The organism is Pseudomonas sp. NFPP12 (genome assembly GCF_900103205.1).
Classification (GTDB): Bacteria; Pseudomonadota; Gammaproteobacteria; order Pseudomonadales; family Pseudomonadaceae; genus Aquipseudomonas; species Aquipseudomonas protegens.
This window is the reverse complement of the sequence record NZ_FMWW01000001.1, coordinates 351,080-373,370: the sequence shown is the minus strand read 5'-3', so window position 1 is coordinate 373,370 and position 22,291 is coordinate 351,080. Positions and strand designations below refer to the sequence as shown.

The window sequence follows — 22,291 nt, the reverse complement described above, 5'->3', positions numbered from 1 at the left end:
TTTTTCAGGGCGGCGGCAGTTTTTTCAATCTCGTGCATCAAGACCAGGGAAGAAGCTGGAAAACAGCTCAGCGCCATCCCTTCCCAACCCACGGATTTTCCTTATGCACATTCGCCTTACGCCCCTTGCCGCGACCTTGCGCCCGGTCATCATCGGCCTGTCCATCGCCAGCACCAGCCTGCCGCTGCTGGCCGCCGAAACCGGCGCCGCCGTGACCGACCACCAGCAGCGCGACTACGCCATCGCCCCGGGCAACCTGGACCAGGTGCTGGGCATCTTCGGCCAGCAATCGGCAAGCATGATCGCCATCGACGCCAACCTCAGCGCCGGTAAGCGCAGCACCGGCCTGAATGGCCGTTTCAGCGTGGCCGAAGGCCTGCAGCGCCTGCTCAAACCCCTGGGCCTGCAAGCCGTGGCCGAGGGCGCGGGCTATCGGGTAATACAGGCCAGCGGCGGTGAACGGGTCGAGCTGGGAGCAACCACGGTCACCACCAACCAGCTGGGCACCGTCACCGAAGGCAGCGGCTCCTACACGCCGGGCACCATCGCCACCGCCACCCGGCTAGTGCTGACACCGCGAGAAACCCCGCAGTCGATCTCGGTGGTGACCCGCCAGGCCATGGATGACTTTGGCCTCAACTCCATCGACGAGGTGATGCGCCATACCCCAGGCATCACCGTGGCCACCTACGACAGTGACCGCACCAGCTACTACTCCCGCGGTTTTGCCATTCAGAACTTCCAGTACGACGGGATTCCGATCCTGCAGGACGCACAGTACTCCTCGGGCCACACCCTCACCGACACGGTGATCTACGACCGCGTGGAAATACTCAAGGGTGCCACCGGCCTGCTCACCGGTGCCGGTGGCCCCGGCGGCACCATCAACATGGTGCGCAAGAAACCCACTGCCGAATTCGCCGGGCACATCGACCTGGGGGCCGGTTCCTGGGACAACTACCGTTCGCAGGTCGATGTCAGCGGCCCCCTGACCGACAGCGGCAATGTCCGCGGGCGGATGGTCGCCGCCTATCAGGACAAGAAATCCTTCCTTGACCACTACCAGCGCCAGACCAGCGTCTACTACGGCATCCTCGAGTTCGACCTGTCACCGGACACCCTGCTGACCGTCGGCGCCGACTATCAGGACAACGACCCCAAGGGTTCCAGCTGGTCGGGCAGCAGTTCGCTGTACGACTCCAAGGGCAACGCCATCAGCACCTCGCGCTCCTACAACAACGGCGCGAGCTGGAGCCGCTGGTCGCAATACACCCGCACCGTGTTCAGCACCCTGGAGCACAGCTTCGCCAACGGCTGGGTGGCCAAGGCCCAATACAACCACCAGATCAATGGCTACAACGCGCCCTTGGGTTCGCTGATGTCGCCCAATGCCGAGACCGGCATCGCCTCGCTGCTGACCCGCAAGTACACCGGCGAAACCGTCAGCGACAGCGGCGACCTTTACGCCACGGGCCCCTTCGACCTGCTGGGGCGCGAGCATCAGTTGGTGGTCGGTGCCTCGATCTCCAACTCGCACTGGAAAGGCCGGGACTTCACCAGCGCCACCAATCACAACAATTTCTACGACTACTTCAACTGGGACGGGCACAGCCCCAAGCCCGATTGGGGCAGCATGACCAAAAAGAACGACGAGACCACCCGCCAGAGCGCCGGCTACATGACCGCGCGCTTTAGCCTCAACGACGATCTTTCGTTGCTGCTCGGCAGCAGGGTCAACAACTACGAGGTCAGCGGTACCAGCAGGACCAAGGACACCGGCAAGGTCATTCCCTATGCCGGGGTGGTCTACGACCTCGACCAGAACTTCTCCGTCTATGCCAGCTACACCGAGATCTACCTGCCCCAGGACGACTACCGCGACCGCAACGACAAGGTGCTCAAGCCCGACGAAGGCACCAATTACGAGGTGGGTCTCAAGGGCGAGTTCTTCGACGGCCGCCTGAACTCCAGCCTGGCCTATTTCGAAGTGCATGAAGAAAACCGGCCGGTGGATGACCTGGCCTACAACGCCAACCCCACCACTCCCGGGCTGGACTATGCGTCCAAGGGCATCAAGTCCAAGGCCAAGGGTTATGAAGCGGAAATCTCCGGAGAGCTCGCTCCCGGCTGGCAGTTGCAGGCCGGCTACACCCACAAGATCATTCGCGACCAGAGCGGGGCCAAGGTCTCCACCTGGGAACCGGAAGATCAGGTCAACCTCTATACCAGCTACAAGCTGACCGGCAGCCTCGACAAGCTGACCCTGGGCAGCGGCGTGCGCTGGCAGGGCACTGGCTGGAAGATACTCAGCAACTACGGCAAGGGCACCGAGGAAAAATTCGCCCAGGACCCTTACTGGCTGGTGGACCTGATGGCCCGCTACCAGATCACCGAGAACGTCTCGGCCACCCTCAACGTCAACAACCTGTTCGACAAGAAGTACTTCACCAACATCGGTTTCTACAACTCGTCGTACTACGGCGACCCGCGGAACGTGATGCTCAGCACCCGCTGGAACTTCTAAAGCCCCACCGTCGTGGCCCGCCCCGGCAGCGGGTGGCCACGGCGCTTGCCGACCCTCTCTGTAGCATTTGCTAACCCTTGCCGCCGACCGTTGCGCCGAAATTCCTGCAGCCGTCGCGGCACATCTGTTAAAACGCGTTTTCGACTGTCCTGCGGTGAAGCCTTCCATGTCCCCAACCCTGCCCCAGCGCCTGCGCCGTCGCTGGTTTTCCCTGCTGTGCATGGCCGCGCTGGTGGTCGGCCTGCCGGTGAGCTGCGCGGTGCTCGAACACAAGGAACGCCAACTCGTGTTTCGCATCGAGCCCGGCACCGCCGGCTGGTATCGCGGCCTGCCGAGTACGGTGCAGGAATTCGAACTCAAGCCGAAAAGCTTCAAGGCCGGGCAGAACATCCACGCCTGGTGGTGGCCGGCGCAACGCGCCGATGCCCCGGCGATCCTCTACCTGCACGGCGTGCGCTGGAACCTCACCGGCCAGTTGTTTCGCATCGAGCAGTTGCATGCCCTGGGTTACTCGGTGCTGGCCATCGACTACCGCGGCTTTGGCCAGAGCCATGGCGACCTGCCCTCGGAAAACAGCGTGTATGAAGACGCGCGCGTCGCCTGGGAGCGGCTCAAGGTGCTGCAACCCGATGCCAGCAAACGCCTGATCTACGGCCACTCCCTGGGAGGGGCGGTGGCCATCGACCTGGCTGCCGAACTGGGGCGCAATGCCGCCGCCGAAAAGGCCCCGATTGCCGCTCGCGGGCTGATCGTCGAATCCACCTTCACCACCCTGGCCGATGCCGCTGCCGCAGCGACCAAGACCTCGCTGCCGGTGCGCTGGCTGCTGTCGCAGAAGTTCGACTCCATCGACAAGATCGGCGAGATCGGCATGCCCTTGCTGGTGGTCCACGGCCTCAAAGACGACTACGTACCGCCGCGCCTGAGCCAGCAACTGTTCAAGGCCGCCCTGGAGCCGAAGAAACTGCTGCTGGTGCCCGGCGGCACCCACAACAACAGCATGCGCCTGGCGGGCAAGGACTACGGCCAGGCCATCAACGCCCTGCTGCGTGCCAAACCCAGCCAAAAATTCGCCGGCCCGCCCCCCACCGCCGCCCCCACCAGCTGAAGCTGGCTTGTATAGGAGCTGGCTTGCCAGCGAATGGGCCCGCGGCACCTGCAAAAAACCTGTCCCTAGACGTCCCTCACGCAGCCGGCTGAGCCGCCACCATGACCACCACGGTCTTGGCCAGGAATGCCGGAGACTGCTGATTGATCGAATCGGCCAACTCCAGGGCCGCCGCCTTGACCGCAGGCGCCGCTTCGCGCAAGGCACGGACCATCTCCAGGCGCGCGGGCTCGCTGTTGAGCACCCGCATGAAAAGCGTCTGCGCCCACCTCGGGCTGTGTTCCTGCAAGCCGGGCAGCGCCGCCAGCAACGCCGGCACATACACAGCATCATCGAAATGCTCGGCGGCGTGAATCAGCGAAAACATCACCTCGTCATATTCGGCCTCATCGTCGAGCAACGACAACAGCGGGCCAATGCTGGCCGGGTCGGCCAACTGGGCCACCTCGGCGATGCAGGCGTCGATGCGCCGCACAAGGTTCTCGCCAGGGTCGTTGAAGGCGTTTTCGAGCTTTAGCAGGATGTCGGTCAACGCGTCGAATTTCATGGGTACTCGCCAGGGAGCTCGAAGGGAGGGAGGCGCAACGATACGCCATGGACACCATCCGCGAAATCGGCATGCCGCTGCGGGTGGTCCATGGCCTGAAGGACGACTACGTACCGCCGCGCCTGAGCCTGGCGGGCAAGGGCTCCGGTCAGGCCATCAACGCCCTGGTGCATTCCTTCGCCATGAACCGCGCCAACTGGCCGCTGTGCGGCTCGCCGGCAAGCCGGCTCCTACGGGTGCACACCCGCTCATCCGTAGGAGCTGGCTTGCCAGTGAAGAGGCCCGCAAGAGCGTCGCATTCCTTCGCCACGAACCGCGCCAACTGGCCGCTGCGCGGTTCGCCGGCAAGCCGGCTCCTACAGGGAGAGGCCGAGCTTTTCGTAGGTGGCGGCCGGTTGCGGGCGCAGGGCTTCGCCGATGGTGCGCAACTTCAGGCAGGTTTCCTGGTATTCGCTCGCCGGGTCCGACTCGCCGACGATGCCGCAACCGGCAAACAGGTGCGCCTGGTTGCCGCGGATCAGGGCGGAACGCAAGGCCACGGCAAACTCGCCATCGCCCTCGGCGTTCAGCCAGCCCACCGGGGCGGCGTACCAGCCGCGGTCCAGTTGCTCATGCTCGCGGATATAGCCCAGGGCCTTGCCCCGAGGCAGGCCGCCCACCGCCGGGGTCGGGTGCAGGGCATCCACCACTTGCAGCAGATCGACCTGGGGCCGCAACCGCCCCAGCACAGGGGTCAGCAGGTGCTGGACGTGGGCCAGGCGGTGCAGTTGCGGCTGCGGGGGAATCTCCAGCATCGCGCAGTAGGGCTGCAGGGCTTCGCGCAGGGTCTGCACCACCAGGGCGTGTTCATGGCGGTCCTTGGCGCTGTCCATCAGGGCCTGGCCCAGTTCCGCGTCCTGCTGCTCATGCTGGCCGCGCGCGCAGGTGCCGGCCAGGGCCACGGTGTTGAGGGTGCCGCGGGCCAGGCGCACCAAGCGTTCCGGCGTGGCACCGAGAAAGCAGCTGTCGCCACGGCTGAAGGCGAACAGGAAGGCCTGGGGATAGGCCGCCCTGAGGTTTTCCAGCAGCGGCCCGCAAGGAATGCTGCGGCTCGCCCGCAGGCAGACTTCCCGGGCCAGTACTACCTTGCTCAGCTCGCCGCCCTGGATTCGCGCGATGGCTCGGGCCACGCAGTCCTGCCAGCGGTCGGCTGCCTGAGTGTCGTCCTCGGCCTGGGTGCCAACGGGCATCTGTGCCAAGGGGGCGTGGGTATAGCGCGCCTGCAACAGGGCCCACTCCGCCTCCAGGGCACCGGCGCACTGGGCCACGTCGGCGCCGGGCTCGACCCACAGGCTGAACAGCCAGTGCTGCTGCTCGCCTTCGCGCAGCAGCAGGATCCGCGGCAGCACCAGGGACGTGGCGGCGAACGACTGCCACTGGGCACTGCGCGGGCCCTGGGGGTCGAAGGCAAAGCCGCCGCACAGGTAGGCCCGCTTGGGCCCTACCTGATGGGCCTGCAGCAGCAACTGGCGCCAGGCCTGGGTACTGGCGGCAAAACGCTCGGCGGCCGGCGGGCTGATTTCTTCGGTGCAGCCGAACCCGGCCAGGGCCAGGGCGCCCTGGTCGCTGGACCAGAACAGGCTCTGGCCGAACACCTGGCGGTTGGCGGCAAACAGCCGCAGCGGCTCCAGGCGCTCGGCGGCCAGGCTGTACACCACCAGCACCGCCCGACCTCTGCGTCGGGCCAGGGATTCGCCCTTGCGCAGGGCCCGGGTCAAGCCGGACAGGCAGGATTCACTCATCTTGGGCTCCTTGATCCAGCCCGTGCTGACGGCGCCAGTGGCGCACTTGCTGGGCAATGTTCCAGTGGATGATCTGGGCGAACAGCGGCACCACGAACATCGGGTCCAGGCTCGCCTGCTCGGCCCATTGCCGACGTTGCGGGAGCATCGCCGCAACCCGCTCCGGGGCGGCAATGCTGTCCTCGGTCGGCTTGAACTGCGCCGCCGCCTTGACGTAGGCCAGGCGCCGGCCCAGGGCCTGGATGATCTGCTGGTCCATGGCGTCGATACCGCAGCGGACGTCGTCCAGGCCGCTGCACTGCTCGGGTGTCTTCATGTCGGGGTCTACCAAGGGAAAATTCATGGGGTCGAAGGCCAGCACTGCCACGGCTGCTCGCCATGGCCGGCCAGCAGTCGGGTCAGGTGGCGCAGCAGTTCGGCCTGTTGCTCGCGCAGGTAGAAGTGCCCGCCGGGGAAGGCCTGGAAGTCGGTGACCTGGGCGCTGACCTCGGCCCAGGCATAGGCTTCGTCCTGGTCCACCTCGGTGTCCCGGGCCCCCAGGCACACGCTCAGGGGCAGGTCCAGGGCGCGGCCGGGCGCACCGCGGTAGCACTCGATCAGCCGGTAGTCGTTGCGCAACGCCGGCAGGTACAGGTCGCGCAGCGCCGGGTCATCCAGGGGCGACGGCGCACCGTCCGACAGGCGTCGCACATCCGCCAGCAGGTCCTCGTCCGGGCCCAGGTGCAGTTCGCCGCTGCGCTGGCGATGGGGCGCGGGGTGCGCGGACACGATCAACCGTTGTGGCGCCGAGCCCTGCTGCTGCATGCGCGCCGCCACCTCATAGGCCAGGGCCGCGCCCATGCTGTGGCCGAACAGCACCAGGGGCCGGTCCACCAGGTCCGACAGGGCCCGGGTGATAGTGCCCGCCATCCACTCCAGGCTGCCGGGCCAGCTTTCGCTCAGGCGCTCTTCGCGCCCCGGGTACTGCACGCTGACCAGCTCGACATCCGCCGGCAACTGGCCACGCCAGTCGTTGAAAAAGCTCGCGCTGCCACCGGCATGGGGCAGGCACACCAGGCGGCAGCGCGGCGGTTGCGGCTGCGGATAACGACGCAGCCAGGCACTGGGAACCTTTCTCACAGCACGCCCTCCTCTGGCTCGGCCAGCGCCACAGCGGCGAAGTCGGGCAGGTGCACCCGGGTATCCGGCAGCCAGCGCAGCAGTTGTTCCAGGCAGGCCGTCGCGTCCAGCACCTGGGCGGCGTAGTGCAGCCCCTCAGGCAGATGCGCCCACTGCAGTGCACAGAAGGCTGCGACGCTGCCGGTCAGGCGCGAGCCGTCGCTGGCCCGCAGCCAGGCGCTGGCCTGCTGCTGGCGGCCCTCGCGCAGGCCGTCGATTTCCACCGCCAGCAGTTGATAGGGCCGGCGCCCGGCCACATCCAGGGCGCTGGCCTGCACCAGCGCAGCGATGTTCTGCGCGCTGCTCCGCGCCTCTGGCGCCGAGCCCTGGATACGTTGCAGGGCCGCCGCCAGTTGGCCGCCCTCGAACAGGTTGAAACCCTGACCGTGGCGCACCGGCACATCACCGAACAGGCGCTGCTGCTCGGTGCTCAGGTACGGATAGGTCTGCACACCGGCCGGTGGCAGCCAGTCGCGTTGCAATGCCTGTTCGGCACTTGCCGTGCTGCGCACCACCTGCCCTTCGCACCAGCCGCACTGGGCCTGGCCGAAGCCGTTGCCCAGGCTCAGCAGGAAATCCTCGGCAGCCGTGGCGGACAAGCGCCCCAGCCCACCGGCATAGCAGCGCAAGGCATCGACCCGCTGGAAGGACTGCGCCAGCAGTTGCGGAAACAGCCCCGAGAGCCCCGGCAGCATGCCCGCCGACAACAGCACCCGGTGCCCCGCCGGCAGCTGTCCCACCAGCCGCTCATGGAGTGGATCGTCGCCCCCCACATCCAGGTAGTCGGCGCCTGCGGCCAGGGCGGCCCGGGCCACCCGATCGAGAATCCGGTAGCTGGGCCCGGCGCAGTTGATCACCAGCGAACAGCCGGCGCAGAAGTCCGCCAGGCTCTGTGGCTCCCACAGGTCCAGGGCGCGCACCTCGGCGCGCGCCCCCAACTGCTGGTTCAGTTGCTCGGCCTGCCGCGGATCGCGTCCACCCAGGCGCAGTGCCACCTTGCCGGCCAGCAACTGCGCGACCTGACGGCCGACGCTGCCGTAAGCGCCGACCAGCCCCATCACCCCTGCCCTCATGCCGCCACCTCGGTGGGTGCATCGAAGGCCTGGGCCACAGCTTGCACCTGGGGCTGCTGCATGCAACTGAAATGATCCCCGGGCACATCCACTACCCGCAGCTCACCCAGGCACAGGGCCTGCCAGTAGGCGCTCATGTCGCGGTGCATGCCGGGCAGCACCTGCACCTCGCCGCTCTGGCGAATGAACAGCATGTCGCCCTGGTACGGCGTGGCCTCGTGCAGGGCTACCGCGGCCAGGCTGTGGCGCAATACCTGCAACTGCTCGCGCAGCCAGTGCAGGTCGCTCAGTTGCGAGCCAGCGTGGCGCATGGCCTCGGCAATGGCCTGCAGGCGCTGCTCCGGGGTCTTGTGTGCCAGACGTCGCAGGCAGGCCAGGGCCGGGGCGCACTGGGCATCCTCGCTCAAGGCCAGCAGCGAACCCTGGGGCACGCGCCCCGGAGTCTGCGCCAGCACCCGGGCGATGGTGCGTTCCATGGCCTGTTCATCCTCGGGGTAACCCAGGGCCAGCGGATCGGCCTGCATCACCCGGGCGAACACGTACTCGGCCAAGAGGTCGTCCTCGATCATGAACGGCACCCGGTAGCTGCTGATCACGCTCAGTTGCAGCACCTCGATGGAGCGCGCCGCCAGGCACGCCGCCAGCTCGGTGGCCAGCAGCCCGCCCAGGCAGTAGCCGACGATGCTCACCTGGCGCCGGCCTTCGGCCTGCAGAGTGTCGGCATAACGCTCGGCCAACTGGCGGATCGCCGTGGCCGGCTCCAGGGCCAGGTAGGCCGGCACATCGTTAAGCACCAGCCCTTCCAGGGGCGCTTCTTCCCCCAGGGCGGCAAACAGCGCGCGGTACGGCGCCAGGGTGCCGCTGCCGTCGTGGACGAAGATCCGTGTCGGGCCCTGGGCCTTGTCGCTGATGCGCACCAGCGGCGAATCGCCCTCCACGCCCTGGCCTCGCAGGTAATCGGCCAGGGCCGCCACCGTGGGCTGGTTGATCAACTGGCGCAGCAGGTCACTCCAGGGCAACTGCCGGGCCTGGGGCAAGGCTTCACGCAGGCGGCCCACCACCTGGGCCACCAGCAGCGAGTCGCCGCCAAGCTCGAAGAAGCCCTGGTCACGGCCCACCGCCGGCACCCGCAACAGGGTCTGCCAGACCTCGGCAATGCTGCGTTCCAGCTCATCCACGGGCGCCGCGCCGCTGCTGGCCTGCTGCTCGGGGCCGGCCACGCCGATCCGCGCCAGGGCCTGGCGGTCGACCTTGCCGTTGGCGGTCAGGGGCATTTCATCGAGGATCTGCCAGTGGCTCGGGATCATGTACTCCGGCAGGTGCCGGGCCAGATGGGCCCGCATCTGCTCGGGCTCCAGGGCCTGGCGCTCGCTCTTGAAGCGGGTGATGAACAGGTGCTGGCCGATCTGCGACATGGCGTCATCGGCCCCGGGCAGGCACAGCGGGGTCTCGCCTCCGGCCTCCAGCAGCAACTGCTGCCACTGTTCGCGGCGGATGAAGGTGGTATCCAGTTCGGCCCGGAAATCCTCGAAGGCGGTGAGGCCCTCCTTGAACTCCATGGACGCCATGATCTGGTAGGTGTCGCGAGTGGCCTCGATGAAGATCAGCCAGCCGCCCGGGGCCAGCATCTCCCGCAGCCGCGCCAGCACCCGGCTGGCGTGCCGCGAGTTGTGCAGCACGTTGGCGCAGAGGATCACGTCCAGGGAGTTGGCGGCCACGCCCTGGGCCCAATGGTCCTGGTTGAGGTCGAACAGCCCGTAGCTGACCCAGGGGTAAGCGGCGAAATGTTCCCGGGCCTCGTTGAGGAAGAACTGCGACAGGTCGGTGAACTGGTAGTCCACCGCCAGCCCGTCCAGGGCCGGGATCAGGTCGGCGCTGGTGCCGCCGACCCCGGCGCCGATCTCCAGCAGGCGCAGGCGCTGGCCGGCCGGACGCTGGCGGATGATCTCCTGCACCGCGGCGCACACCGCCTGGTTCAGGTACTGGCTGATCAGGTTCTTGCGGTAGGCGCCTTCGGCGGTGTCGGTGCGGCCCTGGGGAAACAGCAGGTGCAGCGGGTCCAGTTGGTCGCTCATCAGCGCCGGCAGTTGCTCCTGGCTTTCGCGCAGGTAGCGCAGCACTTCGGCGCCCCAGCCCACGGACGGTTCCAGGGCATCGATGCGCTGCCATTGCTGGCGGTATTCCTCGGCCGATACCTGCAGCCCCGAGTAACGACCCGTGTGCAGGTCCCGGTGCACCAGGCCTTCCCGGGCCAGGGCCTGCAGCCAACGGCGGATCAAGCGCTGGTTGCGCGGCGCCACCTCACAAGCCGCGACAATCTCGTCCAGGGCATGGCTCTGCCCGGCGCTCTCGAACAAGCCGGGGCGTTGCAGGGCCAGGCCCATGGACAGCAGTGCGGCGCGCTCGACACAGGCCGACATCTCGCTCACCAGGGCATCGCTCAAGCCGCCGCGCACGGCTTCGGCCGCCGCCTGGGTGCGCGCCTGCAACTGCGCCGGCCAGGCGATCGGCGTGTCCCGCAGGCTGGCCCGCAGGCAGGCTTGCAAGTGCCGCTCGAAGGCACCCTCGCCCGCTGCCACCACCACCGCGGACTCCACATGGGGATGGCTGAGCAGCGCGCTTTCCACCTCCGCCAGTTCAATGCGGTGGCCACGGACCTTGACCTGGAAATCTTCGCGGCCGAGGAACTCGATCAGGCCGTCGTCCAGGTAGCGCCCCAGGTCGCCGGTGCGGTACAGGCGTTCGCCGCTGCGCGGATGGTCGACAAAGCGCTCGGCGGTTTTCTCGGCATCCCCCAGGTAACCCAGGGCCAGACCGCTACCGGCGATGTACAGCTCGCCGGCCACCCCTTGCGGGCGATCCCGGCCCTGCTCGTCGAGCACCATGAAGCGCTGATTGGCCAGGGGCATGCCGTAGGGAATGCTGCGCCACTGGGGGTTGACCTGGGTAATCGGATAGTAGATCGACCAGATCGCCGCTTCGGTGGCGCCGCCGAGGCTGATCAGCCGCAGCCCGGGCAGTAGCTGGGCGGCCTCCGCCGGCAGGTTCAGGGGGATCCAGTCTCCAGACAGCAGCGCCAGGCGCAGGGAACCGGGGGCCATGGATGGCACGGCCTGCAGGTAGTGGGTGAGCATCTGCAATTGCGCCGGCACCGAGTTCCACAGGGTCACCCCGTGTTCCCGGACGCACTCGGCCCAGTGCGAAGGGTCGGCGCGGCGTTGCGGGTCCGGCAGCACCAGGGCGCCGCCCACGGCCAGCAGGCCGAAGATGTCATACACCGACAGATCGAAGCCCAGGCTGGCCAGGGCCAGTACCCGGTCTTGGGCCTCGATGGCAAAGCGCTGGTTGATGTCGACGATGGTATTGAGGGCCGCCTGATGGTTGATCATCACACCCTTGGGCACCCCGGTGGAGCCCGAGGTGTAGATCACGTAGGCCAGTTGCTGCGGGTCGATGTCCAGGCTCGGCAACGCCCGTTGTGCCGCCCGCGGGCCCTGGTCCACCGCGATCACCTGGGTCACCCGCGCCGGCCAGCTCAGGCTGTCGTTCAGCCAGGACTGGCTGAGCACCCGGGCGACCTCGGCGTTGTCCAGGATCAACTGGCGCCGGGCCTCGGGCTGGTTGGTGTCCAGGGGCAGGTAGGCGGCCCCGGCCCGCAGGATGCCGAGCACCGCGATCACCTGTTCCAGGCCCTTGTCCATGCACACCGCGACCCGCTCTCCAGGCTGACAGCCGGCGTCGAGCAAGGCTTCGGCCACGGCTTCGGCGCGCCCGGCCAGTTCGCCGTAGCTCAGTTGCGCGGCGCCCTGGATCAGCGCCACACGCTCGGGAGCAGCCGCGGCCTGGCGCCAGAACGGCTCATGCAGCAGGCCGGAGGGCAAAGGCGCGGCAGTCTGGTTCACCAGCTCGCGCTGCAGACGCTGGGCCGCCGGCAACTCCAGGCAGTCATCCAGGGTCCAGGCCGAGGGCTCCCGGGCCAGGCGCTTGAGCAGGCGTTCGAAGGTGTCGAACAGCGCATCCAGCAGGGTCTCGCTGAACACCCCTTCGCGGATGTCCCAGTTGATCGCCAAGCCGTCGTCACGCTCGCTGACCTGGCAGTCGATCAGCACCTGGGGTGTCTGGCTGATGCCGAACACCAGCTCGGCACCGGGCATGAAGGCCCCGCCGCCGCTCTCGCCGCCGGCCCCCAGGGTGCTGGTGAAGACGTAGGGCATCAGCGCCGCGTCCTGGCCCTTGCGCCGCGCCAGCTCGCGCAGCACTTCGATACCCGAACACAGGCGATGGTCCATGTCCTGCCACAGGCGCTCCTGCAGCTGCTGGCTGCGCTGGCCGAAGCTGCCGCCTTGCAGGGTCTGCACTTCCAGCAGTTCCACCGAGCTGAAGTCCCCCACCAGGCGATCCACCTGGGGGTGCAGGGACAGGCGATTGAGCAGGGTCAGGCTCAGGCAGAAGTGCCCGCGCCGGCTCCAGCGGCCCAGGGTTTCGGCATAGGCCGAGAGGATCGCCGCCGACACACCGACCCCGGCCGCCGCCGCGTTCAGGCGCAAGGCATTGCAGTCCCGGGCCTCCAGGCCCATGGCCCGGCGCTGGAAGCGCGGCCCGCTGGGCGGCCCCAGCAATGGCAGTTCCGGCGCACCCGGCAGGCTGTCGACCCGCGCCCACCAGTAGTCGCGATCACGCTGGTAGCGCGGCTGCTCGCGCAGGCGGCGCTCACCCAGCACATAGTCGCGAAAGCTGATCTGCGCCGGCGCCGGCAGGCTCTCGCCGCGGTACAGCTGCTGCAGTTCGGCCAGCAGCATGCGCACGCTCTGGTAGTCGCACACCAAGAGGTCCACTGACAGGTGCAAGCGCGAGGTGTCGCGGCCCTGGCTCACGCACAGCTCGATCAGCGGCCATTGCTGGGGCGGTGCACGGCGCAGTTCCATGCGCTCGCGCAAGGCCTGCAAGGCGCTGCCGTCGTCCCGGCTCAGGTCGTGGCGGGCGATGGAGTAATGCGGCACCTGGGGCAGGATGCGCTGGTAGCCCTCCTCCAGGACCACGGCCCGCAGCATCTCGTGACGCGCGATCAACTGGTTCCAGGCCTGCTCCAGGCGCACCGGGTCCAGGTCCTTCTGGGCGAACTCCAGGTAGCCGTGGCAGGCCACGCCGCCGTAGCTGAAAGCCGTGGTGCGGCCCAGCAGGTAGGCGGCCTGCACGTCGGTCAGCGGGAAGGGTTCTTCCCGGGACGAATGGTCGGCCTCCAGGGTCGGCATCTGCGCCGCTTGCAGCTGTTGCAGCAGCGCCTCCTTGTGTTCGCGCAGCTGTTGCAGGCGCGCCTCGTCCATGACCCCGGCCGGGGCCCGATAGCGCAAGCGACCCTGTTCTTCCCAGAGTTCCACACCCAGTTGTTGCAGATCCTGTTGCAGTTGCTGCAGCGTCATAACACGCCCTCCACCATTGCGTTCTGATTGACGGGCCGCTGTTCCCGGCGCGAGGCAAGCAACTGCCCCTGCAGGGCCACGGTGGCCGCGTTGAAAAAATCCTTGAGCGACAGTTCCAGCTGGAACTGCCGGGCGATGCGTTCGATCAACCGGGCCGCCAGCAGGCTGTTGCCGCCCAGGGCAAAAAAGCCCTGGTGCCGGCCCACCTGCGGCACCTCCAGCAGCTCCTGCCAGAGCGCGGCCACGGCCTCTTCCCATTCCCCTTGCGGCGGCTCGGCACTCTGCGGCTGGATGCCCCGGCGCTGCTCCTGCAGCAGCCACAGCAAAGCCGCGCGATCGACCTTGCCGTTAGTGCTCAGGGGCAGTTCCGGCAGGCTCAGCCAGAGGTCCGGGAGCATGTGTTCGGGCAGCCATTGCCCCAGCCACTGGCGCAGGGCCTGGGGTTCGGGCAGCGGCTCCCGGGCCAGCAGCACCGCCGCCAGCTGCGCTTCGCTGCCGGGCAGCACCAGGCTCAGCGCGCGGTCGATGGCCGGGTGGCGCTCCAGGGCCACGTCGATTTCTGCCAGCTCGATGCGAAAGCCGCGGACCTTGACCTGATGGTCCAGGCGCCCGAGAAACTCCAGGCTGGCGTCGGCCCAGTAGCGGCCCTGGTCGCCGGTGCGATACCAGCGCCGGCCCTCGTGCTCGACAAAGCGCTGGGCGCTGAGGGTCGGCAGGCCGCGATAGCCGGCGGCCACCCCGGCACCGCCGATCCACAGCTCGCCGGGCACCCAGTCCGGGCAGTCCCGGCCCTGGCTGTCCACCACCCGGAAGCACTGGTTGTCCAGGGGCCGCCCGTAGGGGATCGAACGCCAGTGCCCGGGCACCTGTGCCACGTCCTGGTAGTTGGACCAGATCGCCGCCTCGGTGGCGCCGCCCAGGGCCACGAACGGCACGCGGTGGCCCGCCGCCCGCTCCAGGCGCCGTGGCAGGTCGAGGCCGACCCAGTCACCGGAGACCATGGCCAGGCGCAAGGCTCCCAGGCCGCCGTCGTCGCGCACTTGCAGGGTCAGCATGTCCAGCAGCGCCGGCACCGAGTTCCACACACTCACCCGCTGTTCGCGGATCAGCCGCAGCCATTCCCGGGGCTCCTTGCGCAGCCCGTCCGCCGGCAGCACCAGGGCGCCGCCGACACTCAGCAGGCCGAACAGGTCGTACACCGACAGGTCGAAATCCAGGGCCGAGACCCCCAGCACCCGATCCTCGGCGCTCACCTGGTAGCGCCGGTTGATGGCGGTGATGGTGTTCATCGCCGCCTGATGGGACAGTTCCACGCCCTTGGGTTCGCCGGTGGTGCCCGAGGTGAAGATCACGTAGGCCAGGGCATCCGCCGTCATCTCCAGGGGTTGCTCCAGCGCCGGTGCGACAAGCGCCTGGGCCAGGGTCACCACCCGCAGTTCGGCGAGCCAGATACCGCCCTCGCGGTGGGCCTGATCGGTGATCACCACCCGCGCCCCGGCGCGCTGGTAGATCATGTCGCGGCGCGCCGGCGGCTGCTCGATGCCCACCGGCACATAGACCGCCCCGGCGGCAAGGGTCCCCAGCACCGCGACCACCTGGTCGCGGCCCTTGGGCAAGGTGATCGCCACCGCGTCACCCGGCTGCACGCCCCACTCGCCCAAGGCCCCGGCCAGTTGCAGGGCCTGCCGGGCGAGCTCGGCGTAGCTCAGGCTGCCCTGCTCGCAGATCAGCGCCACGGCCTCGGGGTTCAGGCGCGCCTGCTGGAAAAAGCCCTGGTGCAACAGCTGCGCCGGGGTCGCGTGTGCGGTGGCATTGACCTGCTGGCGGCGCTGCTGTTGCGCCGCCGGCAGCGGCAAGGGCGCCACCTGCTGCCAGTCGTTGGCGCACAGCCACAACAGCAAGGCGCGGTAGGCGTCGAACATCTCGTCCAGCAGGCCTTCGGGGAACAGCGCGTCCACCGCGTCCCAGTTCAGCAGCAGGCCGTCGGCCAGCGGGTAGCTCTGGTGGTCGAGCCAGACCTGGGGCGTCTGCGACAGCGCCCAGCCCGGTTCGCCCAGTTGCTCGCGGCAGGTGGAGTCGACAAAGGCCGGGCCCAGGTTGCAGGCGAACACCACCGGCGCGCCCTGGCCACCGCCCTGGCGCAGCCGCGCCCGCTCGCGCAGCACCTCGACCCCGGGCCAGGCGCTGTGGGCGATGTCGCGGTGCAATTGAGCCTGCAACGCCAGGGCCTGCTGGCTGAAGGGCGCGGGCTGGCGCTGGTCGACCTCCAGCAGCACCAGGTTGGAAAAGTCCGCCAGCAGATGAGGCACGCACGGGTGCAGTTCCTGGCGATTGAACAGCGGCACGTTGAGCAGGAAATGCTGGCTGGCGCTCCAGCGCCCCAGCACCTGGGCATAGGCGCAGGCCAGCACGCTGGCCAGGGTCAACCCGTGCTGCCGGGCGCGCTGCTCCAGGGCCTGCAACTGGCCCTGGTCCAGACGCATGGCCAGGCGGCGAAAACGCGCAGTGCCGGCGTTCTGCGGTTCCTGGGCCAGGGGCAGTTGCGGGCCGTCCGGTAGCTCTTCCAGGCGCTCCAGCCAATAGTTCCGGGCCGCCGCCAGCAGTGGCGCGCGCGCCGCCTGTTCGGCCCGCAGGTAGTCGGCGAAGTTCCAGTCCAGGGCCGGCAGGCTGTGCTCCTGGCCGGCATGGATCAGCGCCAGGTCGCGCAGCAGGATACCAATGCTGAGCACGTCGGCCACCAGCAGGTCGATGTTCAGGTGCAGGCGGCTGCGACCTTCGGGCAGCAGGCTCAACTGCACATCGAACACCTGCCCGCGGCTGACCTCCAGGCACCGGTGCGAGAGGTTTTCGCGGATCTGCTCCAGGGCCTCGGCAGCCCCGACGCAGGAAGCCTGGCGCAGGTCGTGGACGGTCAGCCCGGGCCAGGGGCTCTGGGGCAGGATGCGCTGGCAGGTGTCGCTGATAAAGCACGCCCGCAACATCGGATGGCGCTGGCACAGGCGGCGCAGGGCCTGCTCCAGGCGCTGGGGCTCCAGGCCCTGGCCGTCCAGTTCCTGGTACAGGTGGCAGCCGACGCCGCCCAGGGGCATGCCCGGATCGCGGCCGAACCAGTAGGCCTGCTGCAGTGGGGTCAGGGCGAAATGGCTGTTGCCAGGAGCGCTGGCCACGGCCTGCAGGTGCGGCGTCGCGAGGCCACGGCGAGCCTCGATCAGCGCCCACCAGGCGTCCAGGGTCGGTTGCTGGATCAGTTCGGCGAAGCTCAGGGCCACGCCTTCGGCGGCCAGCAGCGCCGGCAGGCGCATGATGCTCACCGAGTCGAGCCCCTGCTCGATCAGGGAGGCCTGGGGTTCAAGATCCTCGGCGCTGTAGCCGAGCAGCCGGGCAATGCCTTCGCAGAGTCCTTGGGGTGAATGACTCAGGCCGGCGTCCGCTGGATGAGCGCGTGCCAGTGCTGGGTTATCGGTCATGGTGGACGTTCCTTTGGGGTACGGAAGGGGGTTGGCGCAGGCGCCAGCGATTGATCGCCTCGCGCTCGTGGAACAGCTCGCGATAACGGCCCGGGGCCGCCATCAGTTGGGCGTGGGTACCGCGCTGGGCCAGGTGGCCCTGCTCCAGCAGGAGGATCTGTCCGGCGCTGGGGGCCAGGGTCGGTTTGTGAGTCACCAGCAGCACCGTGTGCTTGCGCGCCAGTTGCAGCAGGCAACGGTTGACCCGGGCCTCGCTGATGGCATCGAGGGCCGCGGTGGGTTCGTCCAGCAGGATCAGGCTGGCGTCCTTGAGCAGCACCCGGGCCAGGGCCAGGCACTGGCGCTCGCCCCCGGAGAGGCTGACGCCGCCCTCGCCGACCCGGGTCTGCCAGCCCTGGGGCAGGCGCTGGGCCACAAGGTCCAGGCCGGTGGCTTGGGCGGCGTCCATCAGTTGGCTGTCGCTGGCCTCGGGGTCGCCCAGGCGCAGGTTGTCCAGCAGGCTCGCAGCCAGCGGCGGACAGTCCTGGAACATCAGGGCGATGGAACGATCGCGCTGCGCGGCGGACAGTTGGCGCAGGTCGACACCACCCAACAAAATGGCGCCGCTATCGACATCGCTGAACCGCGCCAGCAGGCGCAGCAGGCTCGACTTGCCGGAGCCGGAGGCGCCCACCAGCAGGTTCAGCGAGGCCGGCGCCAACTCGAAGCTGATGCCCTGCAGGATCACCTGCTCCTGGCGCACCAGCCCCAGGTCGCGGACCTGCACCTGATGCCCCCGGGGTTCCTCGGGCTGGCTCGGCTCCGGCAGCGCCGGCAGGCGCAACAAGTGGCGCAAACGGTTCAGGCCATGGCGGGTCTGGCGCAAGGTCGTGCCGAGGTTGACCAGGGTGCCCATGGGCTCCACCAGGCAGGTGGCGAGCACCGCCAGCGCCAGGTACTGGGCCACTCCCAGGCTGCCACCGAGCACTGCATACAGGCCGCACAGCAGCATCGCGGTGTAGCCGGCCTGGAGCACCACCGCCAGCCCCAGGGCCGCCGGAAAGGTCCGCCAGTGGGCCCGACGCTGGGCCCGGCGCTGTTGCTGCAAGGCCTCGGTGAGCAGGCTGAAGCCTTCGCCGGTGCGGCCACTGGCACGCAGCAGCGGCTGCTGGCGCAGGAACTCCAGGACCCGCGCCGCCGCCTCGTTGGCCGCCGCCTCACTGCGGCTTTCGGCCTGGCCGCCCCAGCGTACGCCCCAGTGGTAGAACACCAGCAGCAGGGGCACGCTGGCCAAGGCCGCCAGGGCCATGGTGCGGTCATAGAAGAACAGCGCCACAAGCAGCGCCAGGGGCGTCAGCAAGGCGTTGGCCATGGGCTGCAACAGGTGCGCCGGGGTGCTCATGATCTGCAGTACGGTGTGGGTCACCAGCCGATTGAGCTCGGCGCTGCGGCGCTCGACGAACCACTCCAGGGGCAGGCGCACCAGTTGTTCGCCGATGCGCAGGTTCAACGACTGGGCCGCCGCGGCGCCCGCGCGGTAGCCCGCCAGTTGCGCATGCCGGCGCAACCCCAGGCACAGCAGCGCGAAACCGGCAAAGGCCCCGGCCCATCGCCACGGCGCCTGCCCGGCAGCGGCATCGAACAGGCTGGCAAAGGCCATGGGTAACAGGGCCAGCGCCGCGCCCTGGGCCAGGGCACTGGCGGCCATGGCCAGCAAGGCCCGGCGCAGCAGGCTGGCTTCGGCCGGCTGCAAACTGCGTAACAGTGCGCCAATCATGCCTGCTCCCCCGCCGTTTCCACGGCGCAGAACTGCTGCGCCGCCCACAGCCCGGCATACACCCCCTGCTGCTCCAGCAGGGCCTGGTGCCGGCCGCATTCCACCAGTTGCCCGGCCTGCAGCACGGCAATCTGGTCGGCATCCTGGATACTGCTCAGGCGATGGGCGATCACCAGCACCGTGCGCCCCGCCGCCAGCCGCGACAACGCCTGCTGGATCGCCGCTTCGGACTCCGGGTCGCTGGCGGCGGTGGCTTCGTCCAGCACCAGGATCGGTGCCTGGCTGAGCATCGCCCGGGCAATGCCCAGGCGCTGCACTTCACCACCGGAGAGCTGCACGCCACTGCCCAGCTGGGTGTGATAACCCTGGGGCAAGGCGGTGATACGACTGTGGATCTGCGCCGCCCGGGCCGCCTCTTCGACCTCGGCCAGCGTGGCCTCGGGACGCCCCAGGCGCAGGTTGTCCAGAACGCTGCTGCGCAGCAGGCGCACGTCCTGGAAGACAAAGGCCACCTGGCGATAGAGGGTCGCGCTGTCCATGTCCCGCAGGTCGACGCCGCCGATGCGGATGGCCCCGCCGCTGACGTCGGCAAAGCGCGCCAGCAAGGTGGCCAGGGTCGACTTACCAGCGCCCGAATCCCCCACCAGGGCGGTCAGGGTGCCCGGTTGCAGGCACAGGTCGATGCCGTGCAGCACCTGGGTGCCGTCGGGGTAGCTGAAAGCCACTTCATCAAAGATCACCTGATGCCCCTCGGGCTCCCGGGAAAATGCCGGCTGCGCCTGCACCGGGGTACTCAGCACGGTGCTGATGCGCTGCGCCGCCGCCCGGCCCTGGACCAGGGAATCGGCGCCATGCCCCAATGCCGCCACCGGCGCCGCCAGGGCCGGGCCAAGCAGGGCGAACGGCAACAGTTGCACCGGGTGCAGCCAGCCGGCCGCCGTCAGCGCCACCCCGGCCACCAGCACCAGGGCCAGCACCAGCAAGGGCGACAGCAGCACCTCGACACTCGCCCCCAGGCCCGCCCAGCGCTCCACCCACTGGGAGAAAAAACGCCCGAAACCCCGCACCGCGCTGACGAAATCCGCCTGCACCCGCTCGGCACGGCCGAACGACTTGACCATGGCGATGCTCTGCACAAAGTTCAGGGTCGCGGTGGACAGGTCGCCCAGGGCCGCCCCCAGGCGCTGGCGCTCGGCCTGATAGGCCGGGGTGCGCATGACCCGCAAGCGCCACAGCGCCAGCAATGGCGGCAGCAGCACCACCAGGGTCATGGGCAGGCTCACCGTGAGCAGGTAGACCAGGCTGGCCAGGGGCACCACCAGCGCCGCCACCAGGTTGTTGGGCAGGTGCGCCACCAACTGGTGCAGGGCGCCGACATCATCCAGCAAGGCCCGTTCGGCGGTCTCCCGCTGCTGGCCGAACCAGGCCAGGGGCACCCGTGCCAGGTGCGCGGCGATGCGCTGGCGCAGTTGGCGTTGCAGGTCGCTGTCGGCCAGGTGGGTGATCTGCAATGCCGCCGCCAGCCCCAGCAGGCGCAGGAGCAAGGCGGCGGCGCCGGCCAGCAGCCAGAACTGCGCACGCTGCGCATCCAACTCGCCGGCCAGCAGCAGCGGCGCCAGTTCGGCCACGGCAATGAACGGCAACAGCCCCACCAGCGCCGCCAGGGCCTGCAGCAGCATGGCCGCCAGCAGGCGCCCGCGCACCGGGTGCAACAGGTCGCAAAGTCCTTGTCGTTCAGCCACGGGCGCCACTTCCCTCCAGGGGTTCGGCCTGGGCGCCGAAGTACAGGGCCTGGATCGCCTCGCGCAGGTGCTTGCGGCTGACCTTGCCGACCCCGGTCTGGGGGAAGGCCGGGATGAACTCGAAGCGGTCCGGCAGCTTGAACGCCGCCAGGCCCTGGGCCCTTAGGTGACGCAGCAGTTCCGGGGCCCGGGGCGCGGTGCCGCGAGGGATGACGAAGGCGCAGGTGCGTTCGCCCAGGAAGGCATCAGGCATCGCCACCAGGGCGATGTCGGCCACCGCCGGGTGGCTGAGCAGCAGGTTTTCCACTTCTTCGGCAGCGATCTTTTCGCCCCCGCGGTTGATCAGGTCCTTGTCGCGCCCTTCCACCATCAGGTAGCCGTCGGCGGTGAGCATGACCCGGTCGCCGGTGCGGTAGAAACCATCGGCCGTGAAGGCCTGGGCGTTGTGCTCGGGGTAACGGTAGTAACCGCGGATGGTGTAAGGGCCGCGGGTCAGCAACTGCCCCACCTGCCCCACCAGCACCGGCTGGTCGTGCTCGTCCACCACACGAATTTCGTCCGCCGGCGACAGCGGCCGGCCCTGGGTGTGCAGCACCCGCTGTGGCGGGTCCTCGGGGTCGGTGTAGCAGATCAGCCCCTCGGCCATGCCGAACACCTGCTGCAGGCGGCAGCCGAGCACCGGTTCGATGCGCCTTGCGGCCTCGTAGCTGAGTTTGGCGCCGCCCACTTGCAGCAGTTGCAACGGCGCCAGGCCACGCCCGCGGGCCTGGGCCGCTTCCAGCCAGACCAGGGCCAGGGGCGGCACCAGCGCGGTGTGGGTCACCCCCTGGCGCTCGATCAGTTCGAAGCAGACTTCCGGGCTCGGCGAGGGGCTCAGCACCACCCGCCCGCCCACCGAAAAGGTGCCGATGAACCCTGGGCAGCACATGGGAAAGTTGTGCGCCATGGGCAGCGCCACCAGGTACACGCTGGCCTCGGACAGGCCGCAGCGCTCGGCACTGGCCCGCAGGTTGTAGAGGTATTCGTGGTGCCGGCGCGGGATCAGCTTGGGCACCCCGGTGGAGCCGCCGGAGAGCTGGAAACAGGCCACCGCGTCGGCGCTGGGGGACGGGAAGGTGCGCGCAGGCGCAGGCTCATACAGGCTGTGCAAGGCCGTGAATTCCTCGGCTTCGCCGGCGACTACCACCCACTCCAGCTGCGGGTTGCGGTCCTTGAGGTCGCGGGCCATGGCCCGATAGTCGAAGCTGGCGTCCCGGTCGGCGCAGAAGTAGGCCCGGGCCTGGGCGAACTCGCAGAAGCGGCCGATTTCCAGGTGCCGGTGGGCCGGCAGCGCGAAGATCGGCCGCACCCCGAGGCGGTAAAGGGCAAAGCAGACTTCGACGAAGGCCGCACTGTTGGGCAGTTGCAGCACCACGTTGTCGCCGGCCCGCAGACCCAGCCGGTACAGGCCGGCGGCCAGTTGGTCGACCCGCAGGTCCAGTTGCCGGTAGCTCAGGTGCTGCTCGCCTTCGGTCAGCGCTTCACGCTCGGCAAAGGCCTGGGCGGCGCTGCGCAGCAGGTCGCCAAAGGTTTCGTCGCGCCAGTAGCCGGCCTGGCGGTAGCGCTGGGCGAAGTCTTCGGGCCAAGAGGGGCAATCCTTGAGGTCATCGAAAGTGGACATGCTGTCTCCTGATGTTTTTTACGCAAAAAGCGGCCCTGGACCTGAAAGATCAGGC

Annotated in this window: 12 protein-coding genes; 2 read left to right on the top strand and 10 right to left on the bottom strand. The window is 68.7% G+C overall.

Features of this window, described 5'->3' with window-relative positions; translation table 11 throughout:
• The first annotated feature begins 103 nt into the window (after positions 1-103).
• Together BLS75_RS01490 and BLS75_RS01485 are read left to right on the top strand one after the other, a co-directional pair.
• Positions 104-2,524, top strand: coding sequence for a TonB-dependent siderophore receptor (locus tag BLS75_RS01490; RefSeq protein ID WP_019094490.1), 2,421 nt, complete (start codon positions 104-106; stop codon positions 2,522-2,524).
• 166 nt (positions 2,525-2,690) lie between these two features.
• On the top strand, positions 2,691-3,632 hold the full coding sequence (locus BLS75_RS01485; protein WP_072450100.1) for an alpha/beta hydrolase: 942 nt from the start codon (positions 2,691-2,693) through the stop codon (positions 3,630-3,632).
• Positions 3,633-3,708: 76 nt separating this feature from the next.
• On the opposite strand, the gene BLS75_RS01480 is transcribed toward BLS75_RS01485, so the two are convergent.
• From BLS75_RS01480 to BLS75_RS01435, 10 genes are all read right to left on the bottom strand, one after another.
• Positions 3,709-4,179 (bottom strand): Imm30 family immunity protein, encoded by a 471-nt coding sequence (locus BLS75_RS01480; RefSeq protein ID WP_011061767.1) that lies wholly within the window; start codon positions 4,177-4,179, stop codon positions 3,709-3,711.
• 356 nt (positions 4,180-4,535) lie between these two features.
• On the bottom strand, positions 4,536-5,960 hold the full coding sequence (locus BLS75_RS01475; protein ID WP_072450099.1) for an isochorismate synthase: 1,425 nt from the start codon (positions 5,958-5,960) through the stop codon (positions 4,536-4,538).
• The gene (locus BLS75_RS01470) at positions 5,953-6,276 is read right to left on the bottom strand and encodes an isochorismate lyase (RefSeq protein ID WP_026020138.1); all 324 of its coding nucleotides are present in this window, start codon (positions 6,274-6,276) and stop codon (positions 5,953-5,955) included. Before BLS75_RS01470 ends, BLS75_RS01475 begins: the two co-directional genes overlap by 8 nt.
• Positions 6,277-6,299: 23 nt before the next feature.
• Positions 6,300-7,079, bottom strand: a complete 780-nt coding sequence (locus BLS75_RS01465; protein ID WP_011061770.1) for a thioesterase II family protein — start codon at positions 7,077-7,079, stop codon at positions 6,300-6,302.
• Entirely contained in the window at positions 7,076-8,191 is a 1,116-nt protein-coding gene (locus tag BLS75_RS01460; RefSeq protein WP_239690630.1) for a saccharopine dehydrogenase NADP-binding domain-containing protein, read from the bottom strand. Before BLS75_RS01460 ends, BLS75_RS01465 begins: the two co-directional genes overlap by 4 nt.
• A complete protein-coding gene (locus tag BLS75_RS01455; protein ID WP_072450097.1) occupies positions 8,188-13,611 on the bottom strand; it encodes a non-ribosomal peptide synthetase in 5,424 nt (1,807 codons plus the stop codon). Before BLS75_RS01455 ends, BLS75_RS01460 begins: the two co-directional genes overlap by 4 nt.
• The gene (locus BLS75_RS01450) at positions 13,608-17,078 is read right to left on the bottom strand and encodes a non-ribosomal peptide synthetase (protein ID WP_072450096.1); all 3,471 of its coding nucleotides are present in this window, start codon (positions 17,076-17,078) and stop codon (positions 13,608-13,610) included. Before BLS75_RS01450 ends, BLS75_RS01455 begins: the two co-directional genes overlap by 4 nt.
• On the bottom strand, positions 17,068-18,834 hold the full coding sequence (locus tag BLS75_RS01445) for an ABC transporter ATP-binding protein (RefSeq protein ID WP_072450095.1): 1,767 nt from the start codon (positions 18,832-18,834) through the stop codon (positions 17,068-17,070). The genes BLS75_RS01450 and BLS75_RS01445 overlap by 11 nt, the downstream gene beginning before the upstream one ends.
• The gene (locus BLS75_RS01440) at positions 18,831-20,576 is read right to left on the bottom strand and encodes an ABC transporter ATP-binding protein (RefSeq protein WP_176876677.1); all 1,746 of its coding nucleotides are present in this window, start codon (positions 20,574-20,576) and stop codon (positions 18,831-18,833) included. Before BLS75_RS01440 ends, BLS75_RS01445 begins: the two co-directional genes overlap by 4 nt.
• Positions 20,569-22,236 (bottom strand): (2,3-dihydroxybenzoyl)adenylate synthase, encoded by a 1,668-nt coding sequence (locus BLS75_RS01435; protein ID WP_072450093.1) that lies wholly within the window; start codon positions 22,234-22,236, stop codon positions 20,569-20,571. The genes BLS75_RS01440 and BLS75_RS01435 overlap by 8 nt, the downstream gene beginning before the upstream one ends.
• Positions 22,237-22,291 lie beyond the last annotated feature (55 nt).

What these genes read in the sequence shown, in the direction of transcription:
- BLS75_RS01470 (WP_026020138.1), bottom strand. Translation starts at nt 6,276, where the DNA reads ATGAAGACACCCGAGCAGTGCAGCGGCCTGGACGACGTCCGCTGCGGT.
- BLS75_RS01445 (WP_072450095.1), bottom strand. Translation starts at nt 18,834, where the DNA reads ATGATTGGCGCACTGTTACGCAGTTTGCAGCCGGCCGAAGCCAGCCTG.
- BLS75_RS01455 (WP_072450097.1), bottom strand. Translation starts at nt 13,611, where the DNA reads ATGACGCTGCAGCAACTGCAACAGGATCTGCAACAACTGGGTGTGGAA.
- BLS75_RS01475 (WP_072450099.1), bottom strand. Translation starts at nt 5,960, where the DNA reads ATGAGTGAATCCTGCCTGTCCGGCTTGACCCGGGCCCTGCGCAAGGGC.
- BLS75_RS01460 (WP_239690630.1), bottom strand. Translation starts at nt 8,191, where the DNA reads ATGAGGGCAGGGGTGATGGGGCTGGTCGGCGCTTACGGCAGCGTCGGC.
- BLS75_RS01450 (WP_072450096.1), bottom strand. Translation starts at nt 17,078, where the DNA reads ATGACCGATAACCCAGCACTGGCACGCGCTCATCCAGCGGACGCCGGC.
- BLS75_RS01480 (WP_011061767.1), bottom strand. Translation starts at nt 4,179, where the DNA reads ATGAAATTCGACGCGTTGACCGACATCCTGCTAAAGCTCGAAAACGCC.
- BLS75_RS01485 (WP_072450100.1), top strand. Translation starts at nt 2,691, where the DNA reads ATGTCCCCAACCCTGCCCCAGCGCCTGCGCCGTCGCTGGTTTTCCCTG.
- BLS75_RS01490 (WP_019094490.1), top strand. Translation starts at nt 104, where the DNA reads ATGCACATTCGCCTTACGCCCCTTGCCGCGACCTTGCGCCCGGTCATC.
- BLS75_RS01435 (WP_072450093.1), bottom strand. Translation starts at nt 22,236, where the DNA reads ATGTCCACTTTCGATGACCTCAAGGATTGCCCCTCTTGGCCCGAAGAC.